At 74.9% G+C, this 19,570-nt stretch carries 12 protein-coding genes, 4 tRNA genes and 1 other RNA gene; 11 read left to right on the top strand and 6 right to left on the bottom strand.

What is annotated here, in order from left to right:
- Positions 1–71 precede the first annotated feature (71 nt).
- From ACWCPN_RS06755 to ACWCPN_RS06770, 4 genes are all read left to right on the top strand, one after another.
- On the top strand, positions 72–2,222 hold the full coding sequence (locus ACWCPN_RS06755; RefSeq protein ID WP_451202899.1) for a penicillin acylase family protein: 2,151 nt from the start codon (positions 72–74) through the stop codon (positions 2,220–2,222).
- Positions 2,215–2,811, top strand: a complete 597-nt coding sequence (locus ACWCPN_RS06760; RefSeq protein ID WP_451202901.1) for a GNAT family N-acetyltransferase — start codon at positions 2,215–2,217, stop codon at positions 2,809–2,811. Before ACWCPN_RS06755 ends, ACWCPN_RS06760 begins: the two co-directional genes overlap by 8 nt.
- A gap of 146 nt (positions 2,812–2,957) precedes the next feature.
- The gene (locus ACWCPN_RS06765) at positions 2,958–4,766 is read left to right on the top strand and encodes a copper resistance CopC/CopD family protein (protein ID WP_451202904.1); all 1,809 of its coding nucleotides are present in this window, start codon (positions 2,958–2,960) and stop codon (positions 4,764–4,766) included.
- A 22-nt stretch (positions 4,767–4,788) separates the two neighbouring features.
- Complete coding sequence (locus ACWCPN_RS06770) at positions 4,789–5,394, top strand: poly-gamma-glutamate hydrolase family protein (protein ID WP_451202907.1); 606 nt, start codon at positions 4,789–4,791, stop codon at positions 5,392–5,394.
- Positions 5,395–5,419: 25 nt separating this feature from the next.
- Here the strand turns inward: ACWCPN_RS06770 and ACWCPN_RS06775 are convergent, their stop codons facing one another.
- Positions 5,420–8,221, bottom strand: a complete 2,802-nt coding sequence (locus ACWCPN_RS06775; protein ID WP_451202909.1) for a SpoIIE family protein phosphatase — start codon at positions 8,219–8,221, stop codon at positions 5,420–5,422.
- A gap of 377 nt (positions 8,222–8,598) precedes the next feature.
- Between ACWCPN_RS06775 and ACWCPN_RS06780 the strand changes: the two genes are divergently transcribed.
- A complete protein-coding gene (locus tag ACWCPN_RS06780) occupies positions 8,599–8,874 on the top strand; it encodes a hypothetical protein (protein ID WP_451202911.1) in 276 nt (91 codons plus the stop codon).
- Between the two features lie 336 nt (positions 8,875–9,210).
- On the opposite strand, the gene ACWCPN_RS06785 is transcribed toward ACWCPN_RS06780, so the two are convergent.
- Positions 9,211–9,298 (bottom strand) — tRNA-Ser (locus ACWCPN_RS06785).
- 96 nt (positions 9,299–9,394) lie between these two features.
- Between ACWCPN_RS06785 and ffs the strand changes: the two genes are divergently transcribed.
- From ffs to ACWCPN_RS06815, 6 genes are all read left to right on the top strand, one after another.
- Positions 9,395–9,493: signal recognition particle sRNA small type (gene ffs / locus ACWCPN_RS06790), an RNA gene on the top strand.
- Positions 9,494–9,563: 70 nt separating this feature from the next.
- A complete protein-coding gene (locus ACWCPN_RS06795) occupies positions 9,564–11,843 on the top strand; it encodes a DNA polymerase III subunit gamma and tau (RefSeq protein ID WP_451202914.1) in 2,280 nt (759 codons plus the stop codon).
- A 98-nt stretch (positions 11,844–11,941) separates the two neighbouring features.
- On the top strand, positions 11,942–13,225 hold the full coding sequence (purD, locus tag ACWCPN_RS06800; RefSeq protein ID WP_451202916.1) for a phosphoribosylamine--glycine ligase: 1,284 nt from the start codon (positions 11,942–11,944) through the stop codon (positions 13,223–13,225).
- Between the two features lie 275 nt (positions 13,226–13,500).
- A complete protein-coding gene (locus ACWCPN_RS06805; protein ID WP_451202918.1) occupies positions 13,501–15,522 on the top strand; it encodes a hypothetical protein in 2,022 nt (673 codons plus the stop codon).
- 220 nt (positions 15,523–15,742) lie between these two features.
- Positions 15,743–17,239: a N,N-dimethylformamidase beta subunit family domain-containing protein gene (locus ACWCPN_RS06810; protein WP_451202920.1), complete on the top strand. Its 1,497-nt coding sequence runs from the start codon at positions 15,743–15,745 to the stop codon at positions 17,237–17,239.
- A gap of 119 nt (positions 17,240–17,358) precedes the next feature.
- Positions 17,359–18,258: a phosphoribosylaminoimidazolesuccinocarboxamide synthase gene (locus tag ACWCPN_RS06815; RefSeq protein WP_451202922.1), complete on the top strand. Its 900-nt coding sequence runs from the start codon at positions 17,359–17,361 to the stop codon at positions 18,256–18,258.
- 69 nt (positions 18,259–18,327) lie between these two features.
- Here ACWCPN_RS06815 and ACWCPN_RS06820 read toward each other — a convergent pair.
- The 4 genes from ACWCPN_RS06820 to ACWCPN_RS06835 all read right to left on the bottom strand — a co-directional run bounded on the left by ACWCPN_RS06820 (position 18,328) and on the right by ACWCPN_RS06835 (position 19,449).
- Positions 18,328–18,403: transfer RNA gene (locus tag ACWCPN_RS06820), tRNA-Gly, on the bottom strand.
- 343 nt (positions 18,404–18,746) lie between these two features.
- Positions 18,747–18,819, bottom strand: a tRNA-Gly gene (locus tag ACWCPN_RS06825).
- 82 nt (positions 18,820–18,901) lie between these two features.
- Positions 18,902–18,973: transfer RNA gene (locus ACWCPN_RS06830), tRNA-Gly, on the bottom strand.
- A 158-nt stretch (positions 18,974–19,131) separates the two neighbouring features.
- Positions 19,132–19,449 (bottom strand): histone-like nucleoid-structuring protein Lsr2, encoded by a 318-nt coding sequence (locus tag ACWCPN_RS06835; protein ID WP_199211126.1) that lies wholly within the window; start codon positions 19,447–19,449, stop codon positions 19,132–19,134.
- Positions 19,450–19,570: the final 121 nt, after the last annotated feature.

The following is a 19,570-nucleotide window of genomic DNA, read 5'->3' on the forward strand; positions in this document are numbered from 1 at the left end:
GGGCGTCGCGTACGATTCCCGCATCTACTTAGGCAAGGCTTACCTAAAGTGAAGTGAAGGGGTGCTCCGAGGTGACCAGCGAGATCCACCGCGATGCCTGGGGCGTCCCCCATCTGCGGGCCGCCGACGCCCGCGCCCTGGCCCGCGTCCAGGGCCGGGTGACCGCCCTGGACCGCGCCTGGCAACTCGAGGTGGAGCGGCACCGGGCCCGGGGCACCTCGGCCTCCTTCCTCGGCGCGGCCGCCCTGCCGTGGGACGTGTTCGCCCGCCGGGCCCGTCTCGACGACACCGCCCGGCGCTGCTTCGGCGCGCTGGAGAGCCGGGACCCGGAGACGGCGGAATGGGTCCGGGCGTACGTCGACGGCGTCAACCAGGGCCTGGCGGACGGCGCCCGCCGGGCGCCCGAGTTCGCGCGGTCCGGCCTCGCCCCGGGCCGCTGGGAGCCCTGGACCCCGCTCGGGGTCTGGCTCGCCACGCACATCCTGTTCGCCGGTTTCCCGGCCAAGCTGTGGCGCGAGGAGGCGATACGGCACCTCGGCCCCGGGTCGGTCGGCCTGTTCGCCACCGACGGCCCCGGCACCGCCGGCAGCAACGGCTGGCTCCTGTCCGGCGACCGCACCGTCACCGGGCGGCCCATCATCGCCGGTGACCCGCACCGCTTCATCGAGGATCCGGGCGTCTACCAGCAGATCCGCCTGTGCTGCCCGGAGTTCGACGTCGTCGGCCTCGCCGTGCCCGGCGTTCCCGGCATCGCCCACTTCGGCCACACCGGCACCGTCGCCTGGGCCATCACCAACGCCATGGCCGACTACCAGGACGTCTACCGGGAGCGGCTGCGGCGCACCGGCGCGGGCGTGGAGGCACTCGGCCCCGACGGCGTCTGGCGCCGGGCACCGCGGCACACGGAGACGGTGGAGGTGGCCGGGGAGGCCCCGGTCGCGATCGAGGTGATCGAGACCGAGCGGGGGCCGGTGATCGTCGGCGGCCCGGAGGGCCTGGATGCGGGCGTCACGGCGGCCCCGCCGGACGGCCGGAACGCCGCCGACGACGAGACCGGCGACGCGGCCGGACCGCCCACCGCCCTCGCTCTGCGCTACCCGCCCCGCGTCACGGAGGACCTCGGCTTCGGCTGCCTGCTCCCCCTCCTGCGCGCCCGCCGGGTCGGCGACGTCGACCGGGCGCTCGACGGCTGGGCCGAGCCGGTCAACGTCGTGCAGGCCGCCGACACCGAGGGCGGTCTGCTGCACCGGGTCGCCGGCCGAGTCCCCGTGCGCGCGGCGGACAACCGGGTCCGGGTGGTGCCCGCCTGGCTCCCGGGCCACGAGTGGCGCGGCTGGCACGAGACGCCGTACGCCCCGCTGACCGACGGCGTCGCCGTCATGGCCAACCAGCGCGGCCCGGCCGCGCCCCTCGGCGTGGAGTTCGCGCCGCCGCACCGCGCCGACCGCATCCGCGCCCTGCTCCGGGAGCGCCCCGCCTGGTCGGCCGCCGACCTGCACACCGTCCACACCGACACCCACCTCGCCTCGGCCGGTGCGCTCCTCGACCGCCTCGCGGCCCTCGACGGCCTCACCCCCGGCGCGGCCCGCCTCCGCGACCGGCTGCTGGCCTGGGACCGCCGCATGGACGCCGGCAGCACCGGCGCCGCCGCCTACGCCGCGGTGCGCACCGCGGTCGTCCGCGGGCTCGCCGCCCACCCGGCGTTCGCCGCCCTCACCGAACCGCCCGCCTACCCCGAGGTCCTGCTCCCCTGGCTGGCCCTCGTCCCGCGCATCGGCCACGCCCTCGAACACCTGCTGACGGCGGAGGATCTGTACGGCGTCGACCGGGACGCCGTCGTGCGGGAAGCCCTGACGGAGACGGCCGCGGCGGAACCGGCCGGCACCTGGTCGGACACCCACCGGCTCGCTCCCTGGAAGGCGCTGCCGGGGGAGGAGCCGTACGCGGAACCGGGCCTGGCCGGCGACCACGACTGCGTGCTGTGCACCTCGGCCGTCCCCGGCCTCACCGACCTCGCCGCCCGCGGCCCGGCCGCCCGCTACGTCTGGGACCTCGCGCGCCGCGAGGACAGCCGCTGGGTGGTCCCGTTCGGCGCCGACGGCGTCCCCGGCGCACCGCACCACCGCGACCAGCTCCCCCTGTGGCTCCGGGGGGAACTCGCCCCGGTCGTCACCGACTGGGCCCGGCTCACCCTCGAAGACACCCAGGAGAACGATGTCTGACCTGTTCGAACGGCACGTCGACGGCTACGGCACCGTCCGCGTCCGGCCCCTCGACCCGGCCGGCGACGCGCGGCTGGTGCACGCCTGGGTGAGCGAGGAACGCGCCGTGTTCTGGGGCATGACCGGCCTTACCCGCGCCCAGGTGGCCGAGATCTACGCGCACATGGCGACCCTCGACACCCACCACGCCCACCTCGTCACCAAGGACGGTGAACCGGCCGCCCTGCTGCAGACCTACGAACCCGGGGCCGACCGGGTCGGCGAGACCTACGACGTCCGCCCCGGCGACATCGGCGTCCACGTTCTCCTCGCCCCCGCCGGACCCGCCGGCCGGCGCCCCGGCTGGACCTCGGCCCTGCTGACCGGGGTCACGGCGTACGCCCTGCTCGGGCTCGGCCGCCGCCGGATCGTGGTCGACCCGGACGTGCGCAACACCAGGGCCGTCGAGCGCTTCCGGCGCCAGGGCTTCGAGCAGGGCCCGGCGGTCGTGCTGCCCGAGGTCGACGTCCCGGAGGTGCACCTGCCCGAGAAGCGGGCCCGACTGGCCTTCCTGGAACGGGCGGCGGCCTTCCCGGACGATCCGGCCTGACGCGCCGTCCGGACGAGAACCCGCCGCCCCGGCGGACCGGGTGGCGGGTGCGGTGAGCACGGCGGCCGATCTCCGCGTACGTATGTGGAGGGCTGACGTGCCCGGAGCGCGTGCGGCCGCCCGGGGCCGCTGGACGGAGGGGTGAGGTGCGCGACGCACACCGGTGGCTGCGGCGGCTGACCGTGCTCGGCACGGGCCTGCTCCTGCTCCTGCTCGGCACCGCGGTCCCCGCCTCGGCCCACGCGGCCCTGCGCGGGTCCGACCCCGCCGACGGCGGTGTCCTGAAGTCCGCCCCGCGCCGGGTGACCCTGACGTTCACGGAGTCCGTGGGCCTGCTCACCGACTCGTTCCGCGTCTACGACCCGGAGAACCACCGCCTCCGCACCGGCGAGGCGGACCACGCCCCCGGCCGCTCCGACACGGCCCGCGTCCCGCTGCCCGCCGGGCTCGCCACCGGCACCTACACGGTGACCTGGCGGGTGGTGTCGGCGGACAGCCACCCGGTGTCCGGGGCGCTCACCTTCTCGGTGGGCAAGCGCACGGCGGCACCGGCGGTCCCGCTCCCGGACCGCGCGGAGAACCGGGCGACGACCAGCCTCTACGACATCGCGCGCTACCTCGCCTACCTGTCCGTGGCGCTCCTGCTCGGCACGGTCGCGTTCGTGGCGTACTGCCGCCCGCCCGGCCGGGCCCGGCTGCGCCGCCCGGCCCTGGCCGCCTGGTGGGTCCTGCTCGCCTCGACCGCCGCCCTCTTCCTGCTGAGGGCGCCCTACGAGGAGGGCACCTCCCCGACGGGGGCCTTCGCGCTGTCCGCGCTCACCCGCACGGCCACGACCCGGCCCGGTGAGCTCCTGCTCGCCCGGCTGGCCCTGCTGCTCCTGGCGGCCGCCTGCGTCCCGGTGCTGCGCCGGGGGGCGTGGCGGCGCGTCCCCCGCCGGGCCCTGCTGACCGCGGCCGCCGTCTTCTCCGTGGCCCTCTCCCTGACCTGGGCGGCGGCCGAACACGCCTCGGCGGGACCGCAGGTACCCGTCGCCGTCGCGTCCGCCGCGCTGCACCTGCTGGCCATGGCCGCCTGGCTGGGCGGTCTCGCGGCCCTGCTGCTGACGCTGCGCCGGGACCCGGCGGCCGAGCCGGCCCCCGCGGGGACGCCGGAGCCGCTGGTGCGGACCGTCGCCCGCTTCTCCCGCCTGGCCTTCGCCTCGGTGACGGTTCTCGCGGTGACCGGCGTCTACCAGTCCTGGCGGGGCCTGGGCTCCCTGGACGCGCTGACCGGCACCACGTACGGCCACGTCCTGCTGGCCAAGCTGGCGGCGGTGGCCCTGCTCCTCGCGGCCGCCTCCCGTTCCCGGCGCTGGACGGCCCGCCTGGTGCGTCCGGCCCCGGCGGTCCGCCCGGCCCGCGTTCCCGAGCCGGCCACCGGCCCGCCGCCACCCGAACCCCGGCCGGAACCCGCACCGGCCGCCCCGGACCCGCACCACCTGCGCCGTCCGGTGCTGGCCGAACTGGCCACGGGCGTCCTCGTCCTCGTCCTGACCACCCTTCTGACCAGCACCCTGCCCGGCCGGGCGGCGGCCGAGGCGGCGCGGTCCGAGGCCGCACCGGCCGGCATCCCGGCCGCCTCGGTCACCACGATCCCGTTCGACGTCGGCACCCCCGGCGGCCACGGCAAGGTGCAGATCACCCTCGACCCCGGCCGGGCCGGCACCAACTCCGTCCAGGCGGTGGTCTACGGCCCCGACGGCGGCCTGGCCTCCGTCCCCGAACTACGCCTCTCGATGACCCTCGCCGCCCAGCGGGTCGGCCCCCTGGACGCCAAGGTCACCGACCGCGGCGGCTACTGGGCGGCCGACTCCTTCGCTCTGCCGATCCCCGGGACGTGGACCATGAGGGTGACGGTGCGGGTGTCGGACGTGGACCAGGTGACCGTCTCGAAGACCGTACGGGTGGTGCGGTGACGGTCCCGGGGGAGAGGGCGAGATGGAGCACGGCGAGCGAGTGGTCATCGAGGGCGTGGAGTTCGAAGCCGCGCTCACCGTCCGGTCGGACATCGGCGTGCTGGCCCTGCACGGCTCCAAGGAGGGCGGTACGGCGGAACTGGCCCGTGAGGTGGCGGCCCGCACGGGGGCGACCGCCCTGGTCTTCACCCAGCCCGCCGGCACCCCGGTCCACATCCCCTCGCACCGGATGTCCGAGGCCCCCTGCGAGGCCCTGCGGGAGTTCCTCGCCCACGTGTCGCTGACCGTCTCGCTGCACGGTCACCTGCGGCCCGACGCCACCCGCTCGATCTTCCTGGGCGGCGCCAACCGCGCGGCGGCGCTGGCCCTCGGGCGCCCGCTCGCCCTGCTCGCCCCCGCCTTCGCCACGGTGACGGACCTGGAGCTGATCCCGGCCGGGCTGCGGGGCCTGAATCCCCGCAACCCCGTGAACCTGACCCGCGCGGGAGGCGTACAGGTGGAACTGCCGCTGGCCGCGCGGACCGCGCGCCCGGAGAAGGTCCAGGGAGCGCCCGAGACGCCCCCGCGAGCGGTGGCGGACGCACTAACCGCCGGAGTCGGCGGGCTGGCGGCGGAGCGTCCCGGCTGACCGGCCGCGCGCACCGGGGCCGGGCTCACGGCTCCAGGTCGTCGAACTGATCGAGGAGGAAGTCGACCGGGGTGTGCCCGGCGGCGGAGACCGCGCCGTCGTGCAACTGCTGCTCCGTCCAGATGACCTTGCCGCGGCTGGTGTAGCGGGTGCCCCAGCGCTGGGCGAACTGCGCGACCAGGAACAGGCCCCGGCCGCCCTCGTCCGTCGTCGCCGCCCGCCGCAGCCGCGGCGAGGTGCTGCTGCCGTCCGACACCTCGCAGATCAGACAGCGGCCGCGCAGCAGCCGTACGGTGACCGGCGGGGAGCCGTACCGGATCGCGTTCGTGACCAGCTCGCTGAGGATCAGCTCCGTGGTGAACCCGGTCTCCTCCAGCCCCCACGCCAGCAGCGTCTCCCGGCAGCGGGCCCGCGCCGCGGGCACCAGCGCCGGGTCCGCGGGCACGTCCCACTCGGCCACCCGCGAGGGCGGGAACCGCCGGGTGCGGGCCGCGAGCAGCGCGATGTCGTCGGAGGAGTGGACCGGCCTCAGGGCGTCGATCACCGTCCGGCAGGTCTCCTCCGGAGTGCGGTCCCCGGACCCGTCCAGCGCCCGGCGCAGCCGCTCCATGCCGACGTCGATGTCCTGGCCGCGGTCCTCCACCAGGCCGTCCGTGTACAGCAGGAGCTGCGAACCCTCCGGCAGGGACAGCTCGGCGGTCTCGAAGGGGTAGCCGCCCAGGCCGAGCGGCGCCGACGCCGGTACGCCCGGACAGGCGACCGTGCCGTCGGGGCGCACGAGCACCGGTTCCGGGTGCCCCGCGCGGGCCATCGTGCAGGCCCCGGTCACCGAGTCGTAGACCGCGTACAGGCAGGTCGCCCCGGTCACCCCCTCGCCCTCCAGGCCTTCCGCGGCATCGGCCGCGCCCTCCTCGTTGTCCATGCGGACGACCAGGTCGTCCAGGTTCCCGAGCACCTCGTCCACGGGCAGGTCCAGGGTGGCGAAGTTGTGCACCGCGGTGCGCAGCCGGCCCATCGTCGCCGCCGCGTGCAGTCCGCGTCCGACGACGTCGCCCATCACCAGGGCCACCCGGGCGCCGGGCAGCGGGATGACGTCGAACCAGTCGCCGCCCACCCCGCCCTCCGCGGGCAGGTACCGCCAGGCGACCTCCAGCGCGTCCTGCTCCGGCTGCCCGCGCGGCAGCAGACTGCGCTGCAGCGTCACCGCCATGGCGTGCTCCCGGGTGAACCGGCGGGCGTTGTCGATGGCGACCGCCGCCCGCGCGGCCAGTTCCTCGGCGAAGGACAGGTCGTCCGCCTCGAACGGCTTCGCCTCGCGCCGCCGGTAGAAGCTCGCCACGCCCAGCGGCACACCCCGGGCCCGCAGCGGCACCGCCACCAGCGAACGCAGCCCGCACTCCAGGGACTGCCGGGCCCGCTCCGGGTCCTGGTCCCGCCAGCCGTCGGCCTTGCGCAGGTCCGCCTCCAGCAGGCCGTGCCCCTCCTGCAGCGTCCGCGTCTGCGGGGCCAGTGGAGAGAGGTCGATGACCTCGCCGAGCGGGTACACCGGCACCTTCCGCCGCTCGCCGGCGATCGCCGCGCGCCGCAGATGCCGCCAGCCCTCCGCCGTCGGCTCCCAGCCGCGCAGCACCGCGTCCAGCAGGTCCACCGTCACCAGGTCGGCGAACCGCGGCACCGCCACATCGGCCAGTTCCTGGGCCGTACGCTCCACGTCCAGCGTCGTGCCGACGCCCACCCCGGCGTCGTACAGCAGGTTCAGCCGCTGCCGCGCGACCTCGGCACGGCCGGTGAGCGCCGCCAGCTCCGTGGTGTCCCGCAGCGTCACCACGCTGCCCCTGCGCCCGGTCCCCGGGTACGTGGGCCGCTTGTTCACCGCCAGCAGCCGGTCCCCGGCGAGATGCACCGCGTCGTCGACCGGCTCCGGTGAGGCCAGCAGCCGCTGGACCGGCTCGGGCAGGTCCAGCTCCCGCACCGGGCGCCCGCGCACGCCGTCCGGCAGCCCGAGCAGCCGCGTCGCCTCCTCGTTGGCCAGCAGCAGGCGGTCCTCGGCGTCGGTGATCAGCACACCCTCCCGCACCGCGTGCAGCACCGCCTCGTGGTGCTCGTACAGCTCCGCCAGCTCCCCGGGGGCGAGGCCGCGGGTCTGCCGCAGCAGCCGCCGGGACACCAGGGCCGTCCCGGTCACGGCCAGCGCCAGCGCGGCGGCGCCCGCGCCCAGGGCGATCGGCAGCTCCGGCATCCACAGCGCCGCCACGTTGCGGACCGTGATCCCGGCGGAGACCAGGCCGACGACCTTGCCCCGCGCGTCGGTCACCGGGACCACCGCCTGCACGGCCGTCCCCCTGCCCGTCGGCAGCGGCGGCCCGCCGGCCTGCTCGACGACCGTCTCCCCCCGCAGCGCCGGGCCGATGGTGCCGACGAACTTCTTCCCGATCTCGCTCGGGTACGGATACGTGTAGCGGATGCCCTCCGTGTTCATGGCGACGACGAAGTCGAGGCCCGAGCGCTTGCGGGCCGCCTCGGTCCTCGGCTGGAGCACCGCCGTCGGGTCCGGGCCGCGCATCGCCCCGGCCACGCCGGGAGCGCTCGCGAACGACTGGGCCGCGACGACCGACGCCCGCCGTCCCTCCCGCAGCGCGTCCCGCGCCGCCTGGAGCACGATGGCCGCCACCGCGGTCACCACCAGCAGCACCACGACCGCGATCTGCAGCAGGAGCACCTGACCGGCCACGCTGCGCAGGTCCAGCAGGGAGGTACGCCGCCGCCGCGGACTGCCGGCGGACCAGTGCTCCGCCGAGCCCGGGGACCGCCCGGCAAATACCTCCATATCCCCTTGATAGCACCACTGCCCGGCCCGGGAGCGGGCGAGACCGCCGGGCCCGGCCGCCCCGCCCTCCCCCCGGGGCGGCACCGGGCCGGGCGGGCGTGTCCGCCGCGGTGGCGTCAAAAATCGAACACGTGATTGAATTCGGTCATGCGAACGTTTCCCGACGACCTCGCGCAGGCTCAAAGGGAGTGGAGTGCCACGTACCGGCAGCTCGCCGAGCATCCTGGCCGCACCGAACTGCGCCGGCGTCTCTACCGGCTGTCGACCCGGACGTTCTTCCATCCGTACTGGCGGCGACGGCGCCCCGGCCCCGCGGCATGGTGGGAGCTTCGTGAGCTCGGGCGGGCGGACGGGCCCGTGAACGAGCGGCTTCACCGATGACGCGCTGGGACGCGGGCGAGGACGTCCCGGACGGCTCCGAAGGCATACCGCCCGGAACGATCCGCGTGACCGTGCATCCGCCGGCGCCCTCCGGAGGCCGGCGTGTGCGCGTGGACGGGGAGTTCCTGGGCCTGGCCCACAACGTGACCGACATCGCGGAGTTCCTCCGCCGAGCCGGCCTGGAGATCGACCCGGCCGAGGTGGCCGGGGCCCCGTGGATCGACTGGCGCGGGGCGGGGCCGGGGCACTGGGGCCCGGAGCCGGCGGGCTGACGGGTGCCCGCCCGCCGCAGCGCCGGTTCGTGATGCCGTGCCGCTCACGCCGACAACGACAGCAACTTCGGTCCGGGCGTCAACGCCGCGGACAACTGGAACTTCACGGCGCCGGACGTCTGATTGCAGGAGCCGGCCGTGGTCCCCGCCCTGTCCGACCGGACCGGCGACCACAAGAACAACTGCGCCGACGGCAATGTGATCGACCACACCGCCGCCAGTCGCACGAACACCGGCTCCGAGTTGCCCGCGGCTGAAACGGACAACCGGACGGACAACGACGAAGGGCCCCACCGCAAGCGGTGGGGCCCTTCGACATCGTGCCCGGTGAGGCACTGGCGGAGGATACGAGATTCGAACTCGTGAGGGGTTGCCCCCAACACGCTTTCCAAGCGTGCGCCCTAGGCCTCTAGGCGAATCCTCCGCCGGAAACATTACATGACCGAGGGGAGTGCTCGCGAACCCGTTCTCGCGGGCCGTCGCCTGGTACTTCTCGCGGGCCGTCATCGGGTACTGTGGGCGCAGCCCCTCACGCGGCGCTATCTGACTGAACTCCCCCAGGGCCGGAAGGCAGCAAGGGTAGGTCGGCTCTGGCGGGTGCGTGGGGGGCGCTTGCGTTCACGGGGCGGGACCGGGCGGGGAGTCTCGGGCGGGGTGGGTTGTCGGTGGGCGCCTATAACCTCGTATGCGTGTCGTCTCTCGCGCTGTACCGCCGCTATCGCCCGGAGACCTTTGCCGAGGTCATCGGGCAGGAGCATGTCACCGACCCGCTGCAGCAGGCGCTGCGGAACAACCGGGTCAATCACGCGTACCTGTTCAGCGGGCCGCGTGGCTGCGGGAAGACGACCAGCGCGCGCATCCTGGCCCGCTGCCTGAACTGTGAGCAGGGTCCCACCCCGACGCCGTGCGGCGAGTGCCAGTCGTGCCAGGACCTCGCCAGGAACGGTCCGGGGTCGATCGACGTCATCGAGATCGACGCGGCCTCGCACGGTGGTGTGGACGACGCCCGTGAGCTGCGGGAGAAGGCCTTCTTCGGGCCCGCGAGCAGCCGGTACAAGATCTACATCATCGACGAGGCCCACATGGTCACGTCGGCCGGCTTCAACGCGCTGCTGAAGGTCGTGGAGGAGCCCCCGGAGCACCTCAAGTTCATCTTCGCCACGACCGAGCCCGAGAAGGTCATCGGGACCATCCGGTCGCGGACCCACCACTACCCCTTCCGGCTCGTCCCGCCGGGCACCCTGCGGGACTACCTGGGCGAGGTGTGCGGCCGGGAGGACATCCCGGTCGCGGAGGGCGTGCTGCCGCTCGTCGTCCGGGCCGGCGCCGGTTCCGTGCGTGACTCGATGTCCGTCATGGACCAGCTCCTCGCCGGCGCCACGGCGGAGGGTGTGACATACGCCATGGCCACGTCCCTGCTCGGGTACACCGACGGGTCGCTGCTCGACTCCGTCGTCGAGGCGTTCGCCACCGGCGACGGGGCCGCCGCCTTCGAGGTCGTCGACCGGATCATCGAGGGCGGCAACGACCCGCGCCGGTTCGTCGCCGACCTGCTGGAGCGGCTGCGGGACCTGGTGATCCTGGCCGCGGTCCCGGACGCCGTCGAGAAGGGGCTCATCGACGCCCCGGCCGATGTGCTGGAGCGCATGCAGGCGCAGGCCTCCACCTTCGGCGCCGCCGAGCTGAGCCGCGCCGCCGACCTGGTCAACGACGGCCTCACCGAGATGCGCGGCGCCAACTCCCCGCGCCTGCAGCTCGAACTGATCTGTGCCCGGGTGCTGCTCCCCGCCGCCTACGGCGACGAGCGGTCCCTGCTGGCCCGCCTCGACCGGCTGGAGCGCGGGGTCGCCTTCTCGGGCGGCGGCGGTGCGCCCGCCATGGGGTACGTCCCCGGCCCCGAGGTCCACGCGGGGCCGGCCGGGGCAGGCGCGCCGGTGCAGCCCGGCGGCGGTCCCGCCGCGGCCCGCGCGGCCGTACGGGGACCGGGCGGACAGCCCGCCGGGCCCGGCGCCGGACACGGCGGCCCGGGCGGCGCCGGAGAGCCCCAGGCACCCGCTCCGGCTCAGGTGCCGCCCCCCGCCCCGGCGGCTCCCGCACCCGTGGCGCAGGCCCCCGCGGCCGCCGCGCCCGCCCCCGCCGCTCCCGAACCCTCGGCCCCTGCGGCCGGCCCGGCCCCCGGCGCCTGGCCGACCGCCGCCGCGGCCGGTGGCGGTCGGCGGCCCGGTGGCTGGCCCACCGCGGCCGCTACGGGCCCGCAGCAGGGCGCCGCCGCCCCGGCCCCCTCCCAGCCGCAGCGCCCGGAGCCGCCCGCTCCGGCGGCTTCCCCGGTGAGCTCCCCGGCCCCGGCGGCCCCCCAGGCCGGCGGGCTCGACCCCCGCGTGCTCTGGCCCAACATCCTGGAGGCCGTCAAGAACCGCCGGCGCTTCACCTGGATCCTGCTCAGCCAGAACGCCCAGGTGACCGGCTTCGACGGCACCACCCTCCAGATCGGCTTCGTCAACGCCGGCGCCCGGGACAACTTCGCGAGCAGCGGCAGCGAGGACGTGCTGCGGCAGGCGCTGACCGAGCAGTTCGGCGTGCAGTGGAAGATCGAGCCGGTCGTCGACCCCTCGGGCGGCTCCGCGTCCCCGCCGCCCGGCGGCTCACCGGGCTTCGGCGGAGGCGGTGCCGGTCCCGCGGGCCACGGCGGCCCGTCCGCCGGCGGCTACGGCGCGCCTGCCGCCCCCCGTCCGGCGGCACCCCAGCCGGCCCCGCCCGCACCCGGAGCCTCCCCGGGCGGTGGCCCCGCCGCCTCGGCGCAGTCCCCCGCTCCCCAGCCGGCCCGGGCCCCCGAGCCGGCCCCCGTCGCGCCCGAGGACGACATCCCGGAGGACGACGACCCCGACCTCGACGAGTCCGCCCTGTCCGGCCAGGGCCTGATCGTGCGGGAGCTGGGGGCGACGGTGGTGGAGGAGTTCACCCACGAGTAGCGGGACCCGTCCGGCTGCGGGTCCGGCCCGGCGTTCGTAGGAACCCACAGGAAACCCGCCCGGCGGACTTCGGCGACCTTGCCATTAGGCTGAGCCCCGTGAAGGTCCTCGTCATCGGCAGCGGTGCCCGCGAACACGCCCTGTGCCGCTCCCTGTCCCTCGACCCCGACATCACCGCCCTGCACTGCGCACCCGGCAACGCCGGCATCGCCGAGGTGGCCGAGCTGCACCAGGTCGACGCGCTCGACGGCAAGGCCGTGGCAGCGCTCGCCGGTGACCTCGAAGCCGACCTCGTCGTCGTCGGCCCGGAGGCCCCGCTGGTCGCCGGTGTGGCCGACGCGGTGCGCGAGGCGGGCATCCCGGTGTTCGGCCCCTCCGGCGAGGCCGCCCGGCTCGAGGGTTCCAAGGCCTTCGCCAAGGAGGTGATGGCGGCGGCCGGCGTGCCGACCGCGCGGTCGTACGTCTGCGCCACGGAGGCCGAGGTGGCCGAGGCGCTGGACGCCTTCGGGGCGCCCTACGTCGTCAAGGACGACGGCCTCGCCGCGGGCAAGGGCGTCGTGGTCACCTCCGACCTCGACGCCGCCAAGGCGCACGCGGCGGCCTGCATGGGGACACCTCCCGCGCCCTCCGGACAGCGGGGGAGCGTGGTCATCGAGGAGTTCCTCGACGGCCCCGAGGTGTCGCTGTTCGCCGTCACCGACGGCCGGACCGTCGTGCCGCTCCAGCCCGCCCAGGACTTCAAGCGCGCACTGGACGGCGACGAGGGCCCCAACACCGGTGGCATGGGGGCCTACTCGCCGCTGCCGTGGGCGGACCCGCAGCTGGTCGACGAGGTGCTGCGGACCGTGCTGCGGCCGACCGTGGACGAGATGCGGCGCCGGGGCACCCCCTTCTCCGGACTGCTGTACGCCGGTCTCGCGATCACCTCGCGCGGTGTGCGGGTCATCGAGTTCAACGCCCGTTTCGGCGACCCCGAGACCCAGGTCGTGCTGGCCCGTCTGCGGACCCCGCTGGGCGGCGTGCTGCTCGCCGCCGCCAACGGCACCCTGGCCGACCTCGAGCCGCTGCGCTGGAGCGAGGACGCGGCCGTCACCGTCGTCGTCGCCTCGCACAACTACCCCGGCACCCCGCGCACCGGCGACCCCATCACCGGTCTGGACGAGGTGGCCGCCGAGGACGCCCCGCACGCCTACGTCCTGCACGCCGGGACGAAGCGGGACGGCGACGCCGTCGTCAGCGCCGGCGGACGCGTCCTCTCGGTCACGGCGACCGGTGAGGACCTGACCGCGGCCCGCGAGCGGGCCTACCGGGCGGTGGACCGCATCCGCCTCGACGGCTCCCAGCACCGCACGGACATCGCGGCACGGGCGGCGGGCGCCTGACCGGCCCTCTCCGCCCCTCCCGCACACCCCAGGCCCCGGAACCCGAATCCGGGGCCTGATCCTTGCTGTCTGTCGCCCACCTCTGACCAAAGCCATTCCATCGAGTGACCGATCCCCCATACGGCTGACGGGGCCCGGGGCCCCAACTATGGTGCGGCGCAGGCGTTCCGGCACTTGGCCCACCGGCATTGCGATGTCAGTGACGGGTGCCACAGTGGGGGAGTGAGCAACGCCAGGACAGCGCGGGATCGGCAGGGAGGGGGTGAGGTCCGATCATGACCGGAACCGGAGGCGAGGCGGGTGCGCAGGCCGCGCGCTCGTGGGCCCTGGCCGTGCTGCGCGTCCGCGGCCGGGCACTGGGCGTGGCCCTGCTGCCCGCGGCCGTCGAGGTGGTCCTGCTGGCGGGCGGTGCCACCGGCCGGATGACCGGTCCGGGCTGGGACACCGCCCGCCGGGCCGTGGGCGTGCCGGCCGCGCTCGTCCTGCTGGCCGCGGCCGGCGTCGCGCTCGTGGTGGCCCGGGCCCGCCCGGCCGTGAGCCCTACGGTCCCGGTCGCCGAGGAATCGGCCCCGGACCTGTACCGGCTGGTGCGTGACCTCGCCGACCGGCTGGACGTCCCGGCGCCGTCGGCCATAGCGCTCACCCCGGACTGCGACAGCTGGCTGGAGGACCGGGCCCACCCGGCCCACGGCCCGCCCCCGCGTCCTGCGCACGGCGAAGCGGCGGGACCCGGTCCAGGGCCGGGCCTCGACGGCCGCAGGCGGCCCGCCACCGCCCCCGTCCTCGTCATCGGCTCCCCGTTCCTGTGGTGGATGCGCGTCGGTGAGCTGCGCGCGGTCCTCGCCCCGGTCGTCGCCGGAACGGGTCCCTCCGCGCACCCGGACATAGCCGCCGCCCGCCGCTTCGTTCGCGGTCTCGACGCGGCGGTGGCGGTCGCCTCGACACCCGGCCGCTGTGTGCTGACCCGGGTCGTGTGCGCGGCCCTCGGCTGGGTCGCCCGGCTGATGCTGCGCGGGTGCCGCGAGCACGCGGCCCTGATGGAGCGCGGGGTCGCCGCGGCCGCCGCGGAGCGCGCGCAGAGCGTGGACTACGGACTGCGGATCGTCGCCCAGGAGCAGGTCGGCCTCGCCTACGCGGGCTGGGACCGGCTGCTGACCAAGGTGGCGCTGCCCGCCTGGCGCATGGGCCGCTGGCCGTCGCGGTTGGACGCGGGTGTGGTGTCCGCCCTGACCGAGCTGTCCCGGCGCGACCGGCTGGCCGAGGGCTTCACCTCCCGCCTCGGTGAACGCCCCGCCTGCGACCTCCTGGAGGAGCCGGGCGCGGTGGACGAGGCCGCCTCCCTGCTCGCCGCCCGCCTGTTCCACGGCGGTCCGGCCGAGACCGGCCCGGACTGGGCGCCGGTGGACTGGCAGGCGTACCCGGAGGAGGTCGTCGACCGCACCTGGCGCGCCCACGCGGCACGGCTGCACCGGGTCCTGGACTCCCTCGGTGTCCGCCCCGCCCCCGCCGCTCCCGGCCAGGGCGGCCCCACGCTGGCCCGGGTCCTGGACCACCTCACCGAGCACGGCCAACCGTCCGCCTGCTCCGCGCCCGGGCCGGCCGGGAGCCCGGACGGCGGCCGTACGGCGGCCCCGGAGCGGATCGCCGGTGACGGGCCCCTCCCGCCGGCGGACGGCCCCGGCCCGGCCGTCGAGCGGGCCGCCGCCGTGGACGCCGGGCAAGTGGAAACGGACGTCCCCACCGCACCCGGGGGCGCCCCCACCGCCGCCGTGGACGCCACCCCGGCCGACCGCCGCCCGGAACCGCACGCCGAGCCGACCGCCCTCGCCGCCGAGGTCGACGACACCGCCGCCGAGGCCCTCGTCCCGGCCGTCGAGGACGACGACGCCGACCGCGGGACCGAGCGCAGCGCGCTCCTCGCCGCCGGGCTGACGGCGGAGCTGGCCCGGGAGGAGGCCTCGGCGCCGAAGGGCGCGACCGCCGCCGGGCTGTTTCCGGACAGCTCGCTCTGGGACGACGGCGCCCTGCCGCTGTTCCCGCTCCAGCCCCCGCGCACCGGCCGCGACCTGCTCGCCGATCACGTCACGGCGATGGTCTGCTGCGCCGCCGTGGACACGGCGGGCGCGGCCCCCGCCCTCGACTGGCTGGACGGCCCCTCCCTGCTGCTGGACGGCGAGCGGGCCGCCGACCTCGGGCCCAAGGTGCTGCACCTGATCGAGGAGGGCGACCCGGGTCCGCTGCGCGACTGGCTGAGCGCGTCCGGGATACGTCCGGAGAAGCCGGTACGGCTCGTCTGACCCGTCGGCCGGCGCCCCGCGGGGACGTCGGCGGATTCGGCACCTTAACGGAGGGCGGACTTCCAGTTCAGGTCAATTCGCAACGAACAGTGACCAGGTCCGTGCGTTATGTGATGTGCTGGGACCGACCGCGCACATGGCAAAGGCATGCGACATACGACAGCACGACCGAGCAGCACGCACCACGCTGGCAACGGGGGCATGAGGGAGGGGAGCGTCCATGGCCTCGGACCACATCCGCCGCTGGGAGTCCGGAGCGCTCGCGCACGCCGTCACGGACCCCTTCGGCCAGGGCCCGGTTCCCTGGCTGCGCGGCAGTGAGACCTACTTCGACGACACCGGGCACGTCGTGCCCTGGTACGTGGACCCGAGCCCGCAGCAGCCCGCCGGCGAGCGGCCGCGCGTCCCCGCGCCGCGGACGTCCGGTCCCGGGCCCCGCTCGGCGGACGACGTGTTCCGCCAGATCAAGGGCTTCACCTCCACCGGGGCGGTCGCGCCCGGCGAGGCGATCGACTTCCACATCACGGTCGACCCGCCGCAGCAGTTCGGCGTCGACATCTACCGGATCGGCCACTACGGCGGCGACGGCGCCTCGAAGATCACCACCAGCCCCCGCCTCTCCGGCATCGTCCAGCTCCCGCCGCTGGCCGCCGACCGCACGGTGTCCTGCCACCACTGGTGGCTGTCCTGGCGCCTCCAGGTGCCCTCGAACTGGACCGTCGGTGCCTACGTGGCCGTCCTCACCACCGCCGACGGCTACCGCTCCCACGTGCCCTTCACGGTCCGCGACGACCACCCGGCCGACCTGCTCCTGCTGCTGCCCGACATCACCTGGCAGGCGTACAACCTGTACCCGGAGGACGGCCGCACCGGCGCCAGCCTCTACCACGCCTGGGACGAGAAGGGCTGTCTGCTCGGGGAGGCGGACGCGGCCACCACGGTCTCCTTCGACCGCCCCTACGCGGGTGCCGGGCTGCCCCTGCACGTCGGCCACGCCTACGACTTCATCCGCTGGGCGGAGCGCTACGGCTACGACATCGCCTACGCCGACGCCCGCGACCTGCACGCCGGCCGCGTCGACCCCACCCGGTACCGGGGGCTGGTCTTCCCCGGCCACGACGAGTACTGGTCGGTGCCGATGCGCCGGGCCGTGGAGAACGCGCGGGACCACGGCACCTCCCTGGTCTTCCTCTCCGCGAACAGCATGTACTGGCAGGTGGAGCTGGGCCCGTCGGCGTCCGGTGTGCCCGACCGGCTGCTGACCTGCCGCAAGCGCAGGGGTCCGGGAAAGCCGGTGCTGTGGCGCGAGATCGACCGGCCCGAACAGCAGGTCGTCGGCATCCAGTACGCGGGCCGCGTGCCGGAGCCGCACCCGCTGATCGTCCGCAACGCGGGCCACTGGCTGTGGGACGCGACCGGGGCGCACGAGGGCGACGAGATCGACGGCCTGGTGGCGGGCGAGGCGGACCGTTACTTCCCGCGCACCCCGCTGCCCGAGCACGACGAGCGCGTCCTGCTCGCCCACTCCCCCTACACCGACAACGAAGGCGTCCGGCGGCACCAGGAGACCTCCCTCTACCGGGCCCCCTCCGGCGCCTGGGTGTTCGCCTCCGGCACCTTCGCCTGGTCCCCGGCCCTGGACCGCCCCGGCCATGTGGACGCGCGCATCCAGCGGGCCACGGCGAACCTGCTGGACCGCATCTGCAAACGGGACTGACCCGCTGTCGTCGGCGCGTGTCCGATCCGGGACAATCGAGCCATTGGCCCGCCCGTCTCCCGCCGCCACCCTAGGGGAGCCCCGCGGGCGCCCCTCTTGTTCAACCACGGGGAGGAACCGTGTCCGGATTCGTAGAAAAGCCCGAACCGATCCAGGTTCCGGGCCTGGTGCACCTCCACACCGGCAAGGTGCGCGAGCTGTACCAGAACGAGGCGGGCGACCTCGTGATGGTCGCCAGCGACCGCATGTCCGCCTACGACTGGGTGCTGCCCACGGAGATCCCCGACAAGGGCCGCGTCCTCACCCGGCTGTCCCTGTGGTGGTTCGAGCAGCTGCGCGACCTGGCCCCGAACCATGTGATCAGCACCGAGCTCCCCGAGCACGCCCCGGCCGACTGGGCGGGCCGCACGCTGGTCTGCAAGTCCCTGCGGATGGTCCCGGTCGAGTGCGTGGCCCGCGGCTACCTCACCGGCTCCGGCCTCGCCGAGTACGACGAGTCCCGCACCGTGTGCGGACTCGCCCTGCCCGAGGGCCTGGTGGACGGTTCGGAGCTGCCCGCCCCGATCTTCACCCCGGCCACCAAGGCCGAGGTCGGCGAGCACGACGAGAACGTCTCCTACGAGGAGGTCGCCCGCCAGGTCGGCGCGGAGACCGCCGCCCAGCTCCGGCAGTCCACGCTCGCCGTGTACTCCCGTGCCCGGGACATCGCCCGCGACCGCGGAATCATCCTGGCGGACACCAAGTTCGAGTTCGGCTTCGACGGCGACACCCTGGTCCTCGCCGACGAGGTGCTCACCCCGGACTCCTCCCGCTTCTGGCCGGCCGACCAGTGGCAGCCCGGCCGCGCGCAGCCGTCGTACGACAAGCAGTACGTCCGGGACTGGCTGACCTCCGCCGAGTCCGGCTGGGACCGCAGGAGCGAGCAGCCCCCGCCGGCGTTGCCCCAGCGGGTGGTCGAGGCGACCCGGCAGAAGTACGTGGACGCGTTCGAGCGGCTGACCGGCACCGCCTGGTCCTGACGCCCCGGCCCCCGGGAGAAATCCCGGGGGCATGCGAAAAGCCCCCGGCCGGAACCGGGGGCTTCTCCATGGAGCGGACGACGAGGCTCGAACTCGCGACCTCAACCTTGGCAAGGTTGCGCTCTACCAACTGAGCTACGTCCGCACTGCGCCGTGGCGCGAGAGCAACTATACCCAACCCGGCGGGTGCGCGGGACGCACCGCCGCACGACGGTCCGGGCGCCGGGCCCCGTGGGAGCCGGGACGGGCCTGACCCGCCCGCCCGGTGCGTCTGCGGCGGGGGTCAACTCCACGTCGGCGCAGCGGTTTCCGGGGTGCGTGGTGCGGATGGTGCGCGTGAGCCGTCCCGCACCCGGCTTCCCGGCGCGAGTCCGGAGGATGTGGCGTCCTTCACATGCGCGGTCACATGTCCGGTCGCCGCGAAGAGCGTCCGGGAGGGCCGGCACACGAAAAAGCCCCGGTCCAGAAGACCGGGGCTTTTTAACCGGAGCGGACGACGAGGCTCGAACTCGCGACCTCAACCTTGGCAAGGTTGCGCTCTACCAACTGAGCTACGTCCGCACTGCCCCCGACCGGCTCCCACCGATCGGTGCGAGCACCAGCCTACCTGATCCACAAGAGTGGTCGGGACGACCGGTGCCAGAGCGGGTGACAGGAATTGCACACTGCGCCTTCCCCCTGGAAGGGGGATGTTCTACTACTGAACTACACCCGCACGCTCCGCGGGATCCGGCCTTTCGGCCTCGCCCCTCGGCGTGTCCCAGACATTAGCTGATCAGCAGGGGGGTAGCGCAAGTCGGCTCCTCGGGCGGCCAAGTGCACGGCCCTCAGGGCCCGCTGACGGACCCTGAGGGCTCGCCCCTTCGCGGGTCCTCACTGCGCGGCGCTGAACGCCTCGTAGACCTTCTTCGGGATGCGTCCGCGGGCCGGCACGTCCATCTTGTTCGCCTGGGCCCAGGCGCGGACGGCCGCGGGGTCCGGGGCGACCTCCGTCTGCTTGTACGCCTTGCCGGACCGCGAGCGCTTGCGGCCCGCCTCCACGTAGGGCGCGAGCGCCTTGCGCAGTTTTCCCGCGTTGGTTTCGTTCAGGTCGATCTCGTACGACTTGCCGTCGAGTCCGAAGGCGATCGTCTCCGCCGCTTCCGAGCCGTCGATGTCGTCAAAGAGAGTGACCACGACCTTTTGCGCCACGAATATCGGTCCCTTCGTACGGCACGTCGATACAGCTCATCCGGCGATGACGTGCCGAGTATCGGCTATTGCCAATTCATTTGTACAGTGCCCGGCAATGCAAAGTGAAGCCCGACTAAAT

The sequence above is a fragment of the Streptomyces sp. NPDC002386 genome (assembly GCF_053593175.1).